The organism is Streptomyces sp. NPDC047981 (assembly GCF_040653315.1).
GTDB lineage: Bacteria > Actinomycetota > Actinomycetes > Streptomycetales > Streptomycetaceae > Streptomyces.
Window position 1 is genome coordinate 73,999 of the sequence record NZ_JBEZNQ010000017.1, and the last position, 18,230, is coordinate 92,228.

The 18,230-nt window shown below is 71.4% G+C and carries 17 protein-coding genes and 1 riboswitch; of the genes, 2 read left to right on the forward strand and 15 right to left on the reverse strand.

The annotated features are described in order from the left end of the window. The first annotated feature begins 17 nt into the window (after positions 1 to 17). Complete coding sequence (locus AB0E14_RS13080; protein WP_362415675.1) at positions 18 to 1,121, forward strand: LOG family protein; 1,104 nt, start codon at positions 18 to 20, stop codon at positions 1,119 to 1,121. Here the strand turns inward: AB0E14_RS13080 and AB0E14_RS13085 are convergent. From AB0E14_RS13085 to rpsB, 13 genes are all read right to left on the reverse strand, one after another. Beyond that, positions 1,118 to 2,446 carry a HAMP domain-containing sensor histidine kinase gene (locus tag AB0E14_RS13085; protein WP_362415677.1) on the reverse strand — a complete coding sequence of 443 codons (1,329 nt, stop codon included), beginning with the start codon at positions 2,444 to 2,446 and terminating at the stop codon, positions 1,118 to 1,120. The genes AB0E14_RS13080 and AB0E14_RS13085 overlap by 4 nt on opposite strands. 35 nt (positions 2,447 to 2,481) lie before the next feature. Next, positions 2,482 to 3,177, reverse strand: coding sequence for a two-component system response regulator CseB (gene cseB, locus AB0E14_RS13090; protein WP_362415679.1), 696 nt, complete (start codon positions 3,175 to 3,177; stop codon positions 2,482 to 2,484). Between the two features lie 127 nt (positions 3,178 to 3,304). Continuing rightward, entirely contained in the window at positions 3,305 to 4,201 is an 897-nt protein-coding gene (locus tag AB0E14_RS13095; RefSeq protein WP_362415746.1) for an endonuclease/exonuclease/phosphatase family protein, read from the reverse strand. A gap of 280 nt (positions 4,202 to 4,481) precedes the next feature. Next, positions 4,482 to 5,588 carry a hypothetical protein gene (locus AB0E14_RS13100; protein ID WP_362415681.1) on the reverse strand — a complete coding sequence of 369 codons (1,107 nt, stop codon included), beginning with the start codon at positions 5,586 to 5,588 and terminating at the stop codon, positions 4,482 to 4,484. Positions 5,589 to 5,628: 40 nt separating this feature from the next. Then, positions 5,629 to 6,666 carry an ABC transporter ATP-binding protein gene (locus AB0E14_RS13105; RefSeq protein ID WP_362415683.1) on the reverse strand — a complete coding sequence of 346 codons (1,038 nt, stop codon included), beginning with the start codon at positions 6,664 to 6,666 and terminating at the stop codon, positions 5,629 to 5,631. Then, positions 6,666 to 8,288, reverse strand: coding sequence for an iron ABC transporter permease (locus AB0E14_RS13110; protein ID WP_362415748.1), 1,623 nt, complete (start codon positions 8,286 to 8,288; stop codon positions 6,666 to 6,668). Before AB0E14_RS13110 ends, AB0E14_RS13105 begins: the two co-directional genes overlap by 1 nt. Positions 8,289 to 8,326: 38 nt before the next feature. Then, on the reverse strand, positions 8,327 to 9,406 hold the full coding sequence (locus tag AB0E14_RS13115; RefSeq protein WP_362415750.1) for a thiamine ABC transporter substrate-binding protein: 1,080 nt from the start codon (positions 9,404 to 9,406) through the stop codon (positions 8,327 to 8,329). A gap of 86 nt (positions 9,407 to 9,492) precedes the next feature. Next, positions 9,493 to 9,599: riboswitch (TPP riboswitch) on the reverse strand. Between the two features lie 29 nt (positions 9,600 to 9,628). Then, positions 9,629 to 10,735 carry a 23S rRNA (adenine(2503)-C(2))-methyltransferase RlmN gene (gene rlmN / locus AB0E14_RS13120; RefSeq protein ID WP_362415685.1) on the reverse strand — a complete coding sequence of 369 codons (1,107 nt, stop codon included), beginning with the start codon at positions 10,733 to 10,735 and terminating at the stop codon, positions 9,629 to 9,631. 526 nt (positions 10,736 to 11,261) lie between these two features. After that, positions 11,262 to 12,347, reverse strand: coding sequence for a phosphatidate cytidylyltransferase (locus AB0E14_RS13125; RefSeq protein ID WP_362415687.1), 1,086 nt, complete (start codon positions 12,345 to 12,347; stop codon positions 11,262 to 11,264). After that, on the reverse strand, positions 12,347 to 12,904 hold the full coding sequence (frr, locus tag AB0E14_RS13130) for a ribosome recycling factor (RefSeq protein WP_158990977.1): 558 nt from the start codon (positions 12,902 to 12,904) through the stop codon (positions 12,347 to 12,349). The genes AB0E14_RS13125 and frr overlap by 1 nt, the downstream gene beginning before the upstream one ends. Positions 12,905 to 13,006: 102 nt before the next feature. Beyond that, entirely contained in the window at positions 13,007 to 13,771 is a 765-nt protein-coding gene (gene pyrH / locus AB0E14_RS13135; protein WP_362415689.1) for a UMP kinase, read from the reverse strand. Positions 13,772 to 13,929: 158 nt separating this feature from the next. Further along, on the reverse strand, positions 13,930 to 14,766 hold the full coding sequence (gene tsf, locus AB0E14_RS13140; protein ID WP_362415692.1) for a translation elongation factor Ts: 837 nt from the start codon (positions 14,764 to 14,766) through the stop codon (positions 13,930 to 13,932). Positions 14,767 to 14,888: 122 nt separating this feature from the next. Next, the gene (gene rpsB, locus AB0E14_RS13145) at positions 14,889 to 15,776 is read right to left on the reverse strand and encodes a 30S ribosomal protein S2 (RefSeq protein ID WP_362415694.1); all 888 of its coding nucleotides are present in this window, start codon (positions 15,774 to 15,776) and stop codon (positions 14,889 to 14,891) included. A gap of 255 nt (positions 15,777 to 16,031) precedes the next feature. On the opposite strand from rpsB, the gene AB0E14_RS13150 reads away from it, so the two are divergent. Further along, positions 16,032 to 16,592 carry a peptidoglycan DD-metalloendopeptidase family protein gene (locus tag AB0E14_RS13150; protein WP_362415696.1) on the forward strand — a complete coding sequence of 187 codons (561 nt, stop codon included), beginning with the start codon at positions 16,032 to 16,034 and terminating at the stop codon, positions 16,590 to 16,592. On the opposite strand, the gene AB0E14_RS13155 is transcribed toward AB0E14_RS13150, so the two are convergent. Further along, on the reverse strand, positions 16,582 to 17,139 hold the full coding sequence (locus tag AB0E14_RS13155) for a helix-turn-helix domain-containing protein (protein ID WP_362415752.1): 558 nt from the start codon (positions 17,137 to 17,139) through the stop codon (positions 16,582 to 16,584). The genes AB0E14_RS13150 and AB0E14_RS13155 overlap by 11 nt on opposite strands. 53 nt (positions 17,140 to 17,192) lie before the next feature. Next, entirely contained in the window at positions 17,193 to 18,029 is an 837-nt protein-coding gene (gene whiG, locus AB0E14_RS13160; RefSeq protein ID WP_362415698.1) for an RNA polymerase sigma factor WhiG, read from the reverse strand. Between the last annotated feature and the right edge of the window lie 201 nt (positions 18,030 to 18,230).

The window sequence follows — 18,230 nt, forward strand, 5'->3', positions numbered from 1 at the left end:
GGCCCTACGCTGGCCCCATGACCCGCCGTGACGCACGCGAGATCCACACCGCCGCCGAGTTCGACGAGGTCATCGCCCGAGGCTCCCTCCACGGCTTCCGGGTCCAGTCGGTGGACCTCACCGACCGGACCTTCGCCCTGCTCGCCACCTCCACGGACGGCGCCGTCTTCCTCGGCTGCGAGCTCCAGCCAGAGGCCGCCGCCAAGGTCCGCGCGGACGGGGCGCTGGTCTTCCCACCCGTACCGGAGCTGCCGTTCGACCCGTACCGCGCGCATCTGTACTCCCCCGAGGAACTGTTCGACCGGGTCGGGGACGCGGGGTACGAGGCGACGCCCGACTTCCTCGCGTACGACTGGTTCCGGCGGACCAGGGCCGACGGGGACGTCTTCGCGTCGATGCTCCGGTCCGTCCACGACGACGCGATCTCCGACGCCCTCGACGAACTCCTCGCCGGCGCCCGGGTCGTCGGCGTCATGGGCGGGCACGCGATGGGCCGCGGCACGGACGCGTACGCCGGGGCGGCCCGGCTCGGCCGCACGCTCGCCCGCGCCGGGCTGACCGTGGCGACCGGCGGCGGACCCGGCGCGATGGAGGCGGCGAACCTCGGCGCGTACACCGCGCCGCTCGCCGACGACGTTCTCGACGAGGCGCTCGAACTCCTCGCCAAGGCACCCTCCTTCACCCCCTCGGTCACCGACTGGGCGCGGGCCGCCTTCGAGGTGCGGGCCCGCTGGCCGAAGGGCGGCGACTCGGTGGGCATCCCCACCTGGTTCTACGGCCACGAGCCGCCGAACGCCTTCGCGGGCCACCTCGCCAAGTACTTCGCCAACGCCACCCGGGAGGACGGTCTGCTCGCCCGCTGCGACGCGGGCGTGATCTTCCTGCCGGGCGCGGCCGGCACGGTCCAGGAGATCTTCGACAACGCGACGCCGAACTACTACGAGTCGCGGGGAGAGCCCACCCCCATGGTCCTCGTCGACCGGGCCCACTGGACGGACCGCCTCCCCGCCTGGCCGCTGCTCCGGTCCCTGGCCGCCGAGCGCCCGATGGCGGCGAGGATCGCCCTGGTCGACTCCGTCGACGAGGCCCCGGAAGCCCTCCGCCGACTGGCCGCTCTCTAGGGCTCGTCGTTCCGGTCCGGCAGGGTGAGGGTCGCGACGGCACCGCCCGAGTCGGCGTCGGAGCCCGCGTCGGCATCGGCATCGGCATCGGCGAAGGTCAGGCGGGCTCCGATCACCTGGGCCTGGCCGACCGCGATCGTCAGGCCCAGACCGTGGCCGCGGCCTCGTTCGGCGGCGCCGGTGCGGAAGCGCTGCGGGCCTTCGGCGAGCAGCTCCGCGGGGAAGCCCGGCCCGTGGTCGCGTACGACGACGGTCGCGCCGTCGACCGTGACCTCCACGGGCGGTGCGCCGTGACGGTGGGCGTTGACGACGAGGTTGGTGACGATCCGGTCGACGCGGCGCGGGTCGGTCTCGACCACCGCGCGGGCGGTGACGGTGATCGCGGTGTCGAGCCCCGTGCGCCGTACGGACTCCTCGACCAGCTCGTCCAGCGGCACCGGCTGCGGGTCGGCCCGCTCCGCGCCCGCGTCGAGGCGGGAGATCTCCAGCAGGTCGTCGACCAGGCCGTGCAGCACCTTCACCCGGTCGCGTACGAGATCGGTGGCCTCGCCCTCCGGGAGCAGCGAGGCGGAGGCGACCAGGCCCGCGAGCGGGGTGCGCAGTTCATGGGCGACGTCGGCGGTGAAGCGCTGCTCCGCGTGGAGCCGGCTCTGCAGCGCGTCGGCCATGTGGTCGACGGCCGAGGAGATCTCGCCGATCTCGTCGTGCCCCCGGCCCGCGCTGCGCGCGTCGAGGTCGCCGTGGCGGATGCGGCGGGCGGTTCCGGCGACCCGGCGCAGCCGGCGCACCACGAGTTCGGCGGCGAGCAGGGTGACGGGGACGACGACGGCGAGGGTGGCGAGGGCCGCGTACCGCATGTGCCGGTCGAGGGCCTCGCGGCCGTACTGGTCGGCGACCATGTTGACGCTCACGGCCAGCGGGGTGCCGTCGACCTCCGTGGCCGCCCACATGGACGGGCCCTGGGCCGGTCTGCTGGTGTCGTACCAGGTGACCGGCGCCGGTCCGGCGGCGAGCAGGTCGAGGAGCCGGTCCGGCACCTCGCCACCGGTCCGGTAGGCCGGCCTCGGGTCCCCGTCCTGAGGGGCGCGGCCTTGCCGCGCGTCGCGGAACTCGGCCTGGGCCGCGTCCAGTTCGCGCAGGGCGTCGGCGCGCCCGATGTTCATCGAGCGGGTCTCGGTGGTGCGGTGGACCAGGACGCCGATGCCCAGGGCCATCGCGCAGGCCGCCGCGGCGACCCCGGCGGCGATCTTCCAGCGCAGGGACCTCGGGTCGGCCAGGCGCCACAGGGACCGGCGGGTGTCGCCGGGCGGGGTCGCGGGATCCATCACTCGCTCTCGTTCTCTCTCGGCCCGCCCGGTGGTCAGCGGCGGAACTTGTAGCCGAAGCCGCGCACGGTCTCGATGTGGTCGGCGCCGATCTTCTTGCGCAGCCGCTGCACGGCAAGGTCGACGACCCGGATGTCGCCGTCCCAGCCGTAGTCCCACACCTCGCGCAGCAGGGTCGCGCGCTGCAGGGCGACGCCGGGCGCGGCCACGAACTCCAGGAGCAGGCGCAGTTCGGTGGGGGTCAGGGCGAGGGGCGTGCCGTCCTTGTGGACCTCCAGGCCCCGGGTGTCCACGGTCAGGTCCCGGAAGGAGAGCACCCCCGTGTCGTCGTCGGCGGGCATGGGGGCGGTGAAGGTGGCGCGCCGCAGCAGGGTGCGGATCCGGGCGAGGAGCACGGTGGTGTCGACCGGTTTGACGACGTAGTCGTCGGCGCCCGCCTCGAGGCCCGCGACGACGTCCAGGGCGTCGCCGCGCGCCGACATCATCAGGACGGGCGCCTGGCTGGTCTCGCGGATCCTGCGGCAGAGCCCGATCCCGTCGAGCTGGGGCAGCATGACGTCGAGGAGCAGCAGGTCGTGCTCCGTCTCCCGGAACATCTCCAGACCGGTCAGGCCGTCGGGCGCCGACGAGACCCGGTAGCCGTAGCGCTCCAGGGACAGGCCCACGGATCTGCGGATCGTGTCGTCGTCCTCGACGAGGAGGATGTGGACGGAGGAGGGCTGGTCGCGCATGTGGTCGCCTGGGGCCGTTTCGTAGGAGCCTGTCGTGGGTGTGCGTCTGGTCCCGACGGTAACCGCCGGGACCTGACGGCAGCCGTCGGCCCGACAGGGCGAGGACCGTCGATCCGTCCGCCCACCGTCACCACCGCAAGGTCGCCGCGACCGGCAGATGGTCGCTCGCCGTTCGGGGCAGCGTCCAGGCGGAGACGGCGGTGACTCCCTTGACCAGGATCTGGTCGATCCGGGTCACCGGGAACGAAGCGGGCCAGCTGAACCCGAACCCCGCCCCGGCCTCCTCCTGCGCCGAGCGCAGCCCGGCGGTGACCGGGGCGAGGGCGCTGTCGTCGGTGGTGCCGTTGAAGTCGCCGACCACGACGACCCGGTCCAGCGGCTCGGCCCGTACGGCGGCGGCGAGGGCGACCGCCGCTTCGTTGCGGCGCGCGGTGTTGAACCCCTTGGCCAGGCTGACCCGCACCGAGGCGAGATGCGCGGTGTACACGGCGAGTGGCCCCTTCGGGGTGTCGGCGGTGGCGCGCAGGGCGCGGGTCCACGGCATGATCGCGAGGGGCCGCACGTCGCGCAGCGGGTAGGTGCTCCAGAGCCCGACCGTGCCCTGCACGGAGTGGTACGGGTGGGACTCCGCCAGCGCCCGTTCGTAGGCGGGGGCGGTGCGGGGCGAGAGTTCCTCCAGGGCGATCACCTGGGCGCCGGAGGCGGTGAGGGAGCGGGCGGTGCCCGCCGGGTCGGGGTTCCCGTCGTGCACGTTGTGGCTGACGACGGTGAGGTCCCCGCCGGCCGCGCCGGCTCCGCGCTTGTCGACGAGCATCCCGCCGAACAGGGAGCACCACACCACCGCCGGGACCAGCACGGCCACGGCGGTGACCGCCGACCGCCGCAGCGCGGCCAGGGCGAGCAGCACGAGCACGCCCACGCCCGACCAGGGCAGGAAGGTCTGCAGCAGGCTCCCGAAGCTGCCGAGGACGTCGACGGGCGGACGCGCGGCGACGAGCATGCCGACGCCGACGAGGACGGCCACGACGACAGCCGGACGGCCGCCCCGGAGCAGCAGGAGAAGGGCGCGGCGCGGCCGGGGCCCGCCGGGGGCGCTGCCGCCCCGATCATCGCCCGGGGAGTCCACACGGGCCGTGCGTGTCCAAAGGTCCGTCACCGGCGATCCCCTCATCGGGCCGAGATGCACGCGACGCCCGCGCACGGCTCAACCCTGGGTGAGGAGCACATCCACGCGATCATGGCGGTGCGTCCGGGAACGCGCGGAATTGTGTCGACGACGTATCGGCCGGGCGGCGCGGCCTCGGTCAGAGCCTCCGTACCGCCTGCGCCTCCGCCCGCTCCACCGACGCCCGGCCGTGCACATGGACGAGGGCCAGGTGGAACAGCGCCGGCGCGAGCGGCGCCCAGCGGTGGATCCGGTCGGGCCGCAACAGGTACCGGGTCACGTCGGCCGACCGGAACGGCACGTACTCCACGGTCTGGTGCTCCCAGCGGTCGGCGACGCCCCTGCTCATCCGCGACTGGAGCTGATCGCCCGTCATGTCCTTGAGCCGGGCGTAGAAGTGGGCGCTCCACTGCCGCCGTTCGACGTCGAGGACGAAGGCGAGGAGCGCGAGGGTGTACTCGTGCGGCTCCAGGGCCATCTCCTCGCGCATCCCACGCCGGGCGACGGCGTGCAGGTCGGGGGCGCCGAGCGCCGTCGCGTCGATGTTCCGGGCCAGGCCCTCGTTGACCGAGGAGTTCCACAGCCCGGGCGCCGAGCGGACCCGGTCGCCGCGCCGGCTGACCGCGAGGAGATGGTCGGCGGTGACGACGGCGATGTTGACGGCGAAGCTGCACTGGAGGAACGCGGGTGCCTCCAGCGGCCGTTCGGTGTCGAGGTACCGGCTTCGGGGCGTCGATCCGTCCGGCATCCTGCGGTCGAGCTGCTGGGCGGCGAGGAAGGTGTAGTAGTCCGTGGGCCGCAGCCGCAGATGCACCTCGGGCTGTTCGTCCAGCGGGGTACGGGTGGTCTCCAGGCCCTCGACGGCGTACCGGGCCCCGTTCCAGACGGGCGCGCGGTCCCCCGCGGTCTCCGCGCGGCTCTCCTCCGCCTCGATCTCGGCGCGCCAGCCCGCCATGTCGGCGGGCAGTTCGATCTCCTCGGCGCCGACCCGGACGTGCACGGACTCCGGCGCGATGGCGCGGTCGCCGTCGCCCTCCACGACGAGTGCGCTGGTGTGCAGGGGGCCGAGGGAGAAGGTGGACCAGGCCCTCCCCGCCCCCTCGCGGTAGGTGAGGCTGCGGACCACGCCCGCCGAGCGGCGCCGGATCCTGAACCACACGTCCTGCGTCCACTGCTGGAAGAGGGTCGCGAACACCACTCCGAGGATGGCGCCGAGCACTCCGTTGCCCACGTCTATTCCGCTCACTCGCAGCAGCGTAGGCGAGTTGATCACGGTTGACGATCCGTCACCCGGCGGCGGGAGCGTCCCCCGTGAGCACGACGACCTCGTCGGCGGCGAAGCTCACGCCCACCTCCGCGCCCACCTCGGGGGCGTCACGGAGGGCGCACTCGGCCTCCAGGGGCGGGCCTTCGGCCGGCTGCAGGAGCACGGCGACATGCGTCCCCCGGAAGGTTCGGGAGGCGACGGCGCAGCGCATGCCGTCCTTCGGGGCGACGAGCCGGACGCCCGCCGGGCGCACCAGGACCTCCCGCGCGCCCTGGGGCGAGCCGTCGGGTACCGGGACCTTGCCCCACGGGGTCTCGGCGGCGGCGCCGCTCACCGTCCCGGGCACGATGTTGTCGAAGCCGAGGAACCGGGCCACGAACGGGGAGGCGGGGTGCCGCCAGACGTCCAGCGGCGTCCCGGACTGGGCGATCCGGCCGTCGCGCATCACCACGACCCGGTCGGCGAGCGCGAACGCCTCGCCCTGGTCGTGTGTGACGGCCAGCACGGTCGTACCCAACTGCCGGAAGAGGGAGCGCAGTTCGACCACGAGCCGTTCCCGCAGGCCCCGGTCGAGTTGCCCGAGGGGCTCGTCCAGCATCAGCAGCCGAGGGCGGGGTGCGAGGGCGCGGGCGAGCGCCACGCGCTGCTGCTCGCCGCCGGAGAGCGCGGCGACGGCCCGGCGCTCGGCCCCGGGGAGCCCGACCAGCTCCAGCAACTCCCGTACCCGGGCGTCCCGTTCGGCCTTCGCCACACCGCGCATCCGGAGCCCGAAGGCGACGTTGGCGCCGACGTCCCGCTGCGGGAAGAGCTGGTGGTCCTGGAACATCAGACCAACCCCGCGCCGGTGCGCGGGCACGCCCGCCTGGTCGGCGCCGTCCAGCCGGACCCGCCCGCCGTGGAGCGCCTGGAGTCCGGCGACGGCCCGCAGGAGCGTGGACTTGCCGCTGCCGCTGGGGCCGAGCACGCACACGATCTCGTGGTCGGCGACCTCCAGGTCCACGGAGTCGACCACGGCCCGCTCCCCGAACCGTACGGTCACGTCCTCGAAGCGCAGCATCAGAACTCCCCTGAGCCGGAGGCGGCCCGGTCGACGCGGAGCCGTTCGAGGAGCAGCAGGGACACCGCGCACACCACCATCAGAATCGTCGAAAGGGCCATGGCCTGGCCGTAGTTGAGCTCACCCGGCCGGCCGAGGAGCCGGGCGACGGCGACCGGCAGCGTCGGGTTGTCGGGCCGGGCGATGAAGACGGTCGCGCCGAACTCGCCGAGCGAGACGGCGAAGGCGAACCCGGCCGCGATGAGCAGCGCCCGCCGCACCAGCGGCAGGTCGACCTCGCGCCAGGCACGCAGCGGCGAGGCCCCGAGGACGGCCGCCGCCTCCCGCAGCCGCTCGTCCACCGCGCGCAGGACGGGCAGCATGGTCCGCACGACGAAGGGGACACCGACCAGGGCCTGCGCGAGCGGCACGAGGATCCAGCTCGCCCGCAGGTCGAACGGCGGCTCGTCCAGGGTGATCAGGAAGCCGAAGCCGACCGTCACCGCCGACACCCCGAGCGGCAGCATCAGCAGCGCGTCGAAGCCGCGCACGAGCCGCCCTGCCCGCCGGGTGAGCGCGGCGGCGGCGAGTCCCCCGATCACCAGGGCGATCGCGGTGGCGACGACGGCGTACCGCAGGGAGTTCCCGATCGTGTCGACCAGGGGCACGAGGAACGTGCCGGAGGGGTCGGTGGACTGCAGGGCCCGGTAGTAGTCGAGCCCGTACCCGTCGGGGGTGGCGAAGGAGCGCTCGATCAGCACGGCGAGCGGAAGGACGAGCAGCAGGACGATCGAGACGAGGACACCCCCGAAGAGGGCCCACTGGCCGATCCCGGTGATCCGGCGGGCGGTCTGCTCGGGCGGTACGAGCTTCAGGGCCGTCTCCCGCCGCCGTACCGTCCGGGCGTGCACGGCGAGGACGACGCCGACGGCGACGAACTGGACGATCGTGAGCACGGCGGCCGTCGTCAGGTCGAAGCGGTCGACCGTCTGCCGGTAGATCTCGGTCTCCAGGGTGGAGTACGCCGGTCCGCCGAGGATCTGGACGACGGCGAAGGAGCCGGCGGTGAAGAGGAAGACCATCAGCGCCGCCGCTCCGACGGCGGGGGCGAGCGCGGGCAGCGTCACCGTCCGCCAGGCGGTGAAACGGGAGGCGCCGAGGACGCGGGCGGCCTCCTCCTGGCGGGGGTCGAGCTGCGCCCACAGTCCGCCGACGGTCCTGACGACGACGGCGTAGTTGAAGAAGACGTGGGCGAGGAGGATGGCCCAGACGGTGGTGTCGAGGCGGACGCCCCACAGTTCGTCGAGCAGCCCGCCGCGGCCGACGAGGGCGAGGAAGGCCGTACCGACCATGACGGTCGGCATCACGAAGGGGACGGTGACGACGGCGCGCAGCAGCCCCTTGCCGGGGAAGTCGAAGCGCGCGAAGACGTACGCCCCGGGCAGGGCTATCAGCAGGGTCAGCGCGGTGGAGGCGAGCGCCTGCCAGAGGGTGAACCAGAGGACGTCGAGGATCTCCGGCCGGGTCAGCGTCTCGCCGAACCGGCCGAACTCCCACGCCCCGTCGACGCGCAGCCCGCGCTCGACGATCGAGGCGACGGGCCACGCGAAGAAGAGCGCGAAGAAGGCGACGGGCACGACCATCAGGCCGAGCCGCGCCGCGCTTCCCCGGCGGTCGGGGACTACTTCAGAACGGTCGAGGACCACGACTGGATCCACTGGTCACGCTTCTCGGCGATCTTCTCGGGCGCCATGGTCTGCGGCTTGTCGATCACCACACCGTGCTTCGTGAACAGCTCGGGCAGCTGGGCTTCCTTCGTCACCGGGTTGACGAACATCTGCAGCGGCATGTCCTCCTGGAACTTCTTGGAGATCAGGAAGTCGATCAGCGCCTTGCCGCCCTCGGGGTTCTTCGCCCCGTTCAGCAGCCCGGCGAACTCGATCTGCCGGAAGCAGGTGCCGGTGGAGACGCCGGTGGGCGCTTCCTTCGGCTGCGGGTCGGCGTAGAGGACCTCGACCGGCGGGCTGGAGGCGTAGCTGACGACCAGCGGCCGGTCGCCCTTGGCCTGCTTGCCGCCGGCGGAGCCGGAGAACTCCTGGTTGTAGGCGAGCTCCCAGCTGTCGACGACCTTCACGCCGTTGGCCTTGAGCTTCGTCCAGTAGTCCTGCCAGCCGTCGTCGCCGTACTGGGCGGCGGTGCCGAGCAGGAAACCGAGGCCCGGGGAGGACTTCTCGGGGTTCTCGACCACGAGCAGGTTCTTGTACTCCGGCTTGGCCAGGTCGTCGAAGGTCTGCGGGGGCGCGAGCTTCTTGTCGGCGAAGTACTTCTTGTCGTAGTTGACGCAGATGTCGCCGGTGTCGATCGGGGTGACGCGGTGCTCCTTGTCGAGCCGCGTCTCGGGCGCGACCGCGTCCAGACCCTTCGCCTCGTACGGGACGAAGATCCCGTTGTCGAGCGCACGGGAGAGCAGGGTGTTGTCGACGCCGAAGAAGACGTCTCCCTGCGGGGAGCCCTTGGTGAGGATCTCCTTGTTGACGGCGACGCCCGCGTCACCGCTCTTGAGGACCTTGACGGTGAAGCCGGTCTGCTTGGTGAACTCCGCCAGGACCTCCTTGGAGGCGTTGAAGGAGTCGTGGCTGACGAGGGTCACGGTCTTCGGCGTGGGCTCACCGCTCTTGCCGGCCGCGTCCCTGATGTCCTCGGTGCCGCAGGCGGCGAGGGTGGTGACGCCCAGCGCCGCGGCGATCGCGGCGGCGGCCATCTTCTTGGTGCTCACGGAAATTCCTCCTGGGTGTGACCAGGAAGAGACGCGGCCCTGCCCACCGGAGGGTGGGCAGGGCGCAACAGCTTGAGTTGCGACCGAACTTCCTACCCAGAATGACCTGGGCGAGGTTCAGAGGGTCTGCGGTCCGTGACCGCACTCTCAGCGCTGTGGCGCTCCCCTGTCGGAATATGGAGATGTGTTCGAGCACAGACTACAAGGTCAGCGCTCCGAGGCCGCCAGCTGTCCACAGGCACCGTCGATCTCCTGACCACGGGTGTCACGGACGGTGACGGGCACGCCATGGGACGCGATGGCCTCGACGAAGGCCTTCTCGTCCTCGGGCCGGGACGCGGTCCACTTGGACCCGGGCGTCGGGTTCAGCGGAATCAGGTTCACATGGACCCGCTTGCCCTTGAGCAGCCGCCCGAGCAGGTCGCCCCGCCACGCCTGGTCGTTGATGTCGCGGATGAGCGCGTACTCGATGGAGATCCGGCGCCCGGACTTCTCGGCGTACTCCCACGCGGCGTCGAGGACCTCGCGGACCTTCCAGCGCGTGTTGACGGGCACGAGGGTGTCGCGCAGCTCGTCGTCGGGGGCGTGCAGCGAGACGGCGAGCCGGCACTTGAAGCCCTCGTCGGCGAAGCGCAGCATCGCCGGGACGAGGCCCACGGTGGAGACGGTGATCCCGCGCTGCGAGAGCCCGAGCCCGTCCGGCTCGGGGTCGGTGAGCCGGCGGATGGCGCCGACGACCCGCTTGTAGTTGGCGAGCGGCTCGCCCATGCCCATGAAGACGATGTTGCTGAGCCGCGCCGGCCCACCGGGCACTTCCCCGTCACGCAGGGCACGCATGCCGTCGACGATCTGGTGCACGATCTCGGCCGTCGACAGGTTCCGGTCGAGCCCGGCCTGCCCGGTGGCACAGAACGGGCAGTTCATCCCGCAGCCGGCCTGGGAGGAGATGCACATGGTGACCCGGTCCGGGTACCGCATCAGCACGGACTCGACGAGCGTGCCGTCGTGCAGCTTCCACAGGGTCTTACGGGTGGTGTCGTCGTCGCACGAGATGTGCCGGACCACCGACATCAGGTCGGGCAGCAGCTCCCCCTGCAGCTTCTCGCGCGAGGCGGCGGGGATGTCGGTCCACTCGGCGGGGTCGTGGGCGTACCGCGCGAAGTAGTGCGTGGACAGCTGCTTGGCGCGGAACGGCTTCTCGCCGATCGCGGCGACGGCCTCCTTGCGCTCGGCGGGCGTGAGGTCGGCAAGGTGCCGCGGCGGCTTCTTGGCTCCGCGCGGGGCGACGAAAGTGAGTTCTCCGGGCTTGGGCATGGTGGTACCAGTGTCGCAGACGGAACCCACTGTCCCTGGGCCGTCGCGCTGCCGGGTGGTGACCGGTGGTGGCCGTCGGTGCCCGATGGCGGCCCCGGGACGGCCCGGAACAGCAGCTCACCCTGTGGACCGGGCTCGTTCGGGCACCGTCTGCGTGATGCGCCACAGTCCGCGCGGCCGGGCCGATGTCGGAGGTGGCCGCTAGAGTCACCGGCCATGGGGGATCAGAGCAAGCGTACGAAGCCGTGCAAGTGGTGCGGGCGACAGCTGGTGTACCGGTCGTGGTGGCGCTCTCGCCGGTACTGCAACCGGTGGCATCAGGTGCGGAAGTGGGTCTCGCGGATCGTCGACGTGGTCGGAGAGGCCGCAAGCGCCTGACCAGCCCGCTCAGGTGCGGCATGACGCGACGCGCGGCCCACGCCCGGTGGGTTCTCCGAGCGTGGGCATGGTGGCACGGGTGCCGTGGAGGAACGGCGAAGGGCCCGCAGCCTGTGGGCAACGGGCCCTTCACCTCAGAACGCGCAGGTCAGGTGGTGCCGACGAAGAGCACCAGGAGCAGCCAGACCACCGGGGCCGTCGGCAGCAGGGAGTCCAGGCGGTCCATGATGCCGCCGTGGCCGGGCAGCAGCGTGCCCATGTCCTTGATGCCGAGGTCACGCTTGATCATCGACTCGCCGAGGTCGCCGAGCGTCGCGCTCGCCGCCACCGCGAGGCCGAGCAGCAGGCCCTGCCACCACGTGCCGTCGTCGATCAGGAACTCCATGCACAGCGCGCCCGCCGCCATCGCGAACGCCACCGCTCCGAGCAGGCCCTCGCGGGTCTTGCCGGGGCTGATGCGCGGTGCCAGCTTGTGCTTGCCGAAGCGCCAGCCGATCGCGTACGCGCCGGTGTCGCTGACGACCGTGAGCAGCAGGAACGTGAGGACCCGCTCCGGGCCGTCGTCGGCCGTGAGCATCAGCGCCACGAACGTGGCCAGGAACGGCACGTAGAACGCGGCGAAGACGCCCGCCGTGACGTCCTTCAGATAGCCCTCGGGCGGCTCCGTCATGCGCCACACGAGGACCGCGAGGGCGGTCAGGGCCATGGCGACCCAGGCCCCCTCCGCACCGCGGACATAGCCGGCCACGACCATCGCCGCGCCACCGACCGCCAGCGGGACGAGCGGGGCCTTGATGCCCTTGCGTTCCTGGAGGCGGGAGGTGAGCTCCCAGAGACCGACCACGACGGCGACGGCGATGACGCCGACGAACGCGGCCTTCCAGATGAAGAGGGACGCGATGATGACGGCGCCGAGCCCGACCCCGACCCCTATGGCCGCGCCCAGGTCGCGCCCCGCGCTCTTCTTCTGCGGGGTCGCGGGCCGGTTCGGGCTGGACATGGGCTCCTGCGGGTGCTCGTTCGGCGTCTCGTCACGGAACAGGGGACCGCTCGGCTGAGCGGCCCCCCGGCCGTGCTCGTCCTGGTGATCGCCGGCGGGGACGTCGGGCACGATGGGCATGGGCCGAGTCTGCGCCGCCTGCAGCCCATCGTATGCGGGACCCGCCGGGGCAGGCCCCTGGTCGGGCCCCCAGTAGCCGGAACCGGCCGGGGCCCCCCAGGAAGAGTCGTTCATCAGACCTCGAGCAGCTCGGCTTCCTTGTGCTTCAGCAGCTCGTCCACCTGCGCGACGTACTTCGCGGTGGTGTCGTCGAGCTCCTTCTCGCCGCGGCGGCCCTCGTCCTCGCCGACCTCGCCGTCCTTGACCAGCTTGTCGATGGTCTCCTTGGCCTTGCGGCGCACGGAACGGATGGAGATCTTGGAGTCCTCGGCCTTGCCCTTGGCCACCTTGATGTACTCGCGGCGGCGCTCCTCGGTGAGCTCGGGGAACACCACACGGATGATGTTGCCGTCGTTGCTCGGGTTGACGCCGAGGTCCGAGTCACGGATGGCCTGCTCGATGTTGCGCAGCGCGCTCTTGTCGAACGGAGTCACGACCGCCATGCGCGGCTCGGGAACCGAGAACGAGGCCAGCTGATTGATCGGCGTGATCGCACCGTAGTAGTCGGCCACGATCTTGTTGAACATCGCCGGGTGCGCACGCCCGGTGCGGATCGCGGCGAAGTCCTCCTTGGCGACCACGACGGCCTTCTCCATCTTCTCCTCGGCCTCGAGGAGGGTCTCTTCGATCACCACTTGCTCCTGCGTGTCGTCGCGTCTTGTCCTGCACGGTGATACGACCGGCAGGGCTCTGGTCCGTCCCCTCGAGGGGAGGTACCCGGTTCGAGCCGAGGCTCAGGCCCGGGTGCCCTGGTCGCTCACGAGAGTGCCGATCTTCTCACCCTTCACCGCGCGCGCGATATTGCCCTCGGCGAGCAGTTCGAAGACGAGGATCGGGAGAGTGTTGTCGCGGCACAGGGTGATGGCGGTGGCGTCGGCGACCTTGAGGTCGCGGGAGAGCACCTCGCCGTACTCCAGCGCGTCGAACTTGACCGCGTCGGGGTTGGTCTTCGGGTCGGAGTCGTAGACCCCGTCCACGCCGTTCTTGCCCATGAGCAGGGCCTCGGCGTCGATCTCCAGGGCGCGCTGGGCGGCCGTGGTGTCGGTGGAGAAGTACGGCATGCCCATACCGGCGCCGAAGATGACCACGCGGCCCTTCTCCAGGTGGCGCACGGCCCGCAGCGGGATGTACGGCTCCGCGACCTGACCCATGGTGATGGCGGTCTGGACGCGGGAGTCGATGCCCTCCTTCTCCAGGAAGTCCTGGAGGGCGAGGCAGTTCATGACGGTGCCGAGCATGCCCATGTAGTCGGAGCGGGCCCGGTCCATGCCGCGTACCTGCAGTTCGGCGCCGCGGAAGAAGTTGCCGCCGCCGATGACGACGGCGATCTCCGCGCCGTCGCGGACGACTGCGGCGATCTCGCGTGCGATCTTGTGCACGACGTCGGGGTCGACGCCGAGACCGCCGCCTCCGGCGAATGCCTCGCCGGACAGCTTCAGCATGAAGCGGCTGGCCTTTTTGCCGTGGTTGTCGTCGCCCTGTACGGCGCTCTGGTTCATGGAGATCTCCTCGTGCACATACGACGAAGGCCATTGCCGGTGGGTCCTTGCGGTTTCCCGTACGGCAATGGCCTCCTCGTCAGATCTGCGGTCGTCCTGCGCGAGCGCGGACGACTGCTTCAGACCCTACCGGGGTCCGGTGTCCGTCGCGTACGGACTCAGATGCCGACCTTGATGCGCGTGAAGCGCTTCAGGGTGACACCGGCTTCCTTCAGGATCTGCTCGACGGACTTCTTGTTGTCGAGCGCGTACGGCTGACCGAGCAGCGTGGCGTCCTTGAAGAAGCCGTTGACGCGACCCTCGACGATCTTCGGGAGCGCGGCCTCGGGCTTGCCCTCGGCGCGGGTGGTCTCCTCGGCGACGCGACGCTCGGTCTCGACGACCTCGGCCGGGACGTCCTCACGGGTGAGGTACTTCGGCGCGAAGGCGGCGATGTGCTGCGCGACGCCCTTGGCGACCTCGGCGTTCGGCTTGTCCAGCTCGACGAGGACACCGATCTGCGGGGGCAGGTCGGGCATCGTGCGGTGCATGTAGGCGTAGACGGAGCCGTCGGCGTACTGCGCGAAGCGGTCGAGGACGATCTTCTCGCCGAGGTTGGCGTTGGCCTCGTCCACGAAGGCCTGCACGGTCTTGCCGGCCTCGATCTCGGAGGCGAGCAGCGCCTCCAGGTCGGCCGGGGAGGTGGCGGCGACGTGGGCGGCCAGCTGGTTGGCGACGGCCTGGAACTTGTCACCCTTGGCGACGAAGTCCGTCTCGCACTTCAGCTCGACGAGGACACCGGAGGTGTTGTCGTCGGCGATGAGGGAGACGACGGCGCCGTTCTCGGCAGAGCGGCCCTCGCGCTTGGCGACGCCCTTCTGGCCCTTGATGCGCAGCGCCTCGACGGCCTTGTCGACGTTGCCGTCGGCCTCGTCCAGGGCCTTCTTGCAGTCCATCATGCCGGCGCCGGTGAGCTCACGGAGCTTCTTGACGTCAGCGGCGGTGTAGTTCGCCATGAGTCTGAGTTTCTCTCTCGAAGTCTGAAAGATCTACGGGTGGACGGCGGGGGCTTTGTGGGCCCCCGCCGTCGACATCCGAAACAACCAACCGGACCTGACCTGTGCGGTCAGGACGTGGGTCAGGCCTGCTCGGCCTCGGCGGCCGGAGCCTCGGCGACCTCGGCGGCCTCCGCGTCGGCGACCTTCTCGGTCTCGGCAGAGGTCTGGACCTCGGCCTCGTCAGCCTTCTTCTCACCCTCGAGCAGGTCGCGCTCCCACTCGGCGAGGGGCTCGCCCGCGGCCTTCTCGCCCGGCTTGGAGTCGCCGGTCGCGGCGCCGGAGCGGGCGATGAGGCCCTCGGCGACGGCGTCGGCGATCACGCGGGTGAGCAGCGTGACGGAGCGGATCGCGTCGTCGTTGCCGGGGATCTTGTAGTCGACCTCGTCGGGGTCGCAGTTGGTGTCGAGGATCGCGACGACCGGGATGTGGAGCTTGCGCGCCTCACCGACGGCGATGTGCTCCTTCTTGGTGTCGACGATCCAGACGGCGCTCGGCACCTTCTGCATCTCGCGGATACCACCGAGGGTCTTCTCCAGCTTGGCCTTCTCGCGGGAGAGGACCAGGAGCTCCTTCTTGGTGAGGCCGGAGGCGGCCACGTCCTCGAAGTCGATCTGCTCGAGCTCCTTGAGGCGCTGCAGACGCTTGTAGACGGTGGAGAAGTTGGTGAGCATGCCACCGAGCCAACGCTGGTTGACGTACGGCATGCCGACACGCGTCGCCTGCTCGGCGATGGCCTCCTGGGCCTGCTTCTTCGTACCGACGAACATGATGGAGCCGCCGTGGGCGACGGTCTCCTTGACGAACTCGTAGGCGCGGTCGATGTACGACAGCGACTGGAGCAGGTCGATGATGTAGATGCCGTTGCGCTCCGTGAAGATGAAGCGCTTCATCTTCGGGTTCCAACGACGGGTCTGGTGACCGAAGTGGACGCCGCTCTCCAGCAGCTCCCGCATCGTGACGACGGCCATGGCCGTATCTCCTTGTGTTTCTCGGTTATGTCCTGACGCCCCGACGCGCCGTGCCACGAGGGACCGAAAGGCGCTGCCACGGCCGATGAGGGCTGTGTGGCGGGGCGTGCGAAGTCGACCCGGTGACCCGGATCGCCATAGGAAGTGTACGGGACCCCAGGGGTGCCGGGTGACGGCGCTGTCCACAACCAGCGGGTTGTCCACAGATACCGGCCATGATCGGCACGAATCGGGCGACTGCGGGACGGTGTCGCCATGCGACTGACGATTCTGCTTCTCGCCCTGGCCCTGCTGTGGCCCGTGAGCGGGCCCGTGGGGGCCCCGAGCGTGCCGCCCACGGCCCTGACCTGGCCCCTCGGCCCACCACGCCCCGAGATCGTGCGGAGCTGGGAGCCTCCGGCCGGTCCGTACGCCGCGGGCCATCGCGGTCTCGACCTGGCGGCCCCGGTGGGCACCCCGGTGCGCGCGGCGGCGTCGGGCGTGGTCACCTTCGCGGGCCGGGTGGCGGGCCGGGGCGTCCTCACGCTCACCCTTCCGGGCACCGGGGACCCTCCCCTCCGCACCACCTACGAACCGGTGGAACCGCTGGTCGGCGCGGGAGCGAGGGTCGAAAGGGGCGACCCGGTCGCCACGCTGGCTCCCCCGCCGGCCGGCGCGTCCGGGGCGGCGGCGCACTGCCGGGACTCCTGCCTGCACTGGGGCCTGCTGCGGGGCGAGACCTATCTGAACCCCTTGTCGCTCCTGCGCCAGGGCCCGTCGAGACTGCTCCCGGTGGCGCCGGAGCCCGGCCCGCCGGTGCCGGGAATCAGCCGCTGACGCCGCGGAGGGCCATGGAGACGGCGGCCTCGGCGACGGTGGCCGGGTCCTCGGCGGCGCCGAGTTCGATCCGGCGGACGGCGGCGTCCACGACGCCCTGGAGCAGCATGGCACCGAGGCGGGGCTGGGGTTGGCCGAGGTCGTCGAGGGCCTCGACGATCATGGTGACGAGGCCGCCGTGGGCGGCGCGGATCTTCTCGCGGGCACCGTCGTCGAGCTCGCTCGCGGAGATCGCGACGACCGCCCGGTGGCGCCGGTCCCCCACCAGCTCCAGCTGCGTGCGGACGTACGCCTCGACCTTGCCCTCGGCCGTGTCGGCCCGGGCCATCGCCGTCTCGACCTCGGCCGCCCAGACGGGGAAGTCGACGGCGCACAGCTCCTCGACCACGGCCGCCCGCGAGCGGAAGTACTCGTAGACCGAGGAACGGGCCAGGCCCGTGCGCTCGGCGAGGGCGGGGAAGGTCAGCGCCTCCGTACCGCCCTCGGACAGCAGGGAGCGCGCGGCGTCCAGCAGGGCGCCGCGCTGCATCGTCCGGTGCTCGGCCACGGAGGCCGCTCGAATCCTGGGCACGGCTCCACCATACGACCGGTCGCCCGCCGTCAGCGCCCTACATCGGCCAGCTTCGCGCGCAGCTGCAGGACGGACTTGGTGTGGATCTGACTGACCCGGCTCTCGGTGACGCCCAGGACATGGCCGATCTCGGCCAGGGTGAGGCCCTCGTAGTAGTAGAGCGTGACGACGGTCTTCTCCCGCTCGGGGAGGGTGTTGATGGCGCGGGCGAGCAGCCTGCGCAGCTCGCGGTCCTCGGCGACCTCGACCGGGTTGTCGGCGGCGGTGTCCTCCAGGGTGTCCATCAGCGACAGCCGGTCGCCGCCCTCTCCGCCGACGTGCAGCAGCTCCTCCAGGGCCACGACGTTCGCCAGGGACAACTGGCTGAAAACGGCGTGCAGTTCCTCCAACCCGACGCCCATCTCCGCCGCGACCTCGCTCTCGCTCGGGGTGCGGCGGAGCTTGGCCTCCAGGGTGGCGTACGCGCGCTCGACGTTGCGGGCCTTCTGGCGCACCGAGCGGGGGATCCAGTCGAGGGCGCGGAGTTCGTCGATCATCGCGCCCCTGATCCGGGTGATCGCGTATGTCTCGAACTTGATCGACCGCTCGACGTCGAACTTCTCGATGGCGTCGATCAGGCCGAAGACCCCGGAGGAGACGAAGTCGGCCTGTTCCACATTGGACGGCAGGCCGACGCTGACACGGCCGGCGACGTACTTCACGAGCGGGGAGTAGTGCAGGATCAGCTGCTCGCGCAGGCGCTCGTCGCCCGTGTCCTTGTAGGACCGCCACAGCTCGTCGAGCGATGTCGGTGCGGGTGGCCGCGCGGTGCCCCGGGCTGCTGGGGGCACCGCAGCGCGGTCAGACCCGGAGGTGTGCTGGGGCATGCGTTGCCTTGAGCCGTTCTGCTGGCGGGTTGGTCGGGACGGATGTCCTTCGGGGAACCCTGGCGAGCGTAGCGTGACTGGACGGTCGCGGTCTGCGAACCTCTGCGGATCGCACCACTCCGAGTGGACGGCCTCGGCCACATCTTCGAACCCGGGCCGTGGCGCGTGTCGGCCCCTCGGGTGCGGCCGAGACAGCTGGGG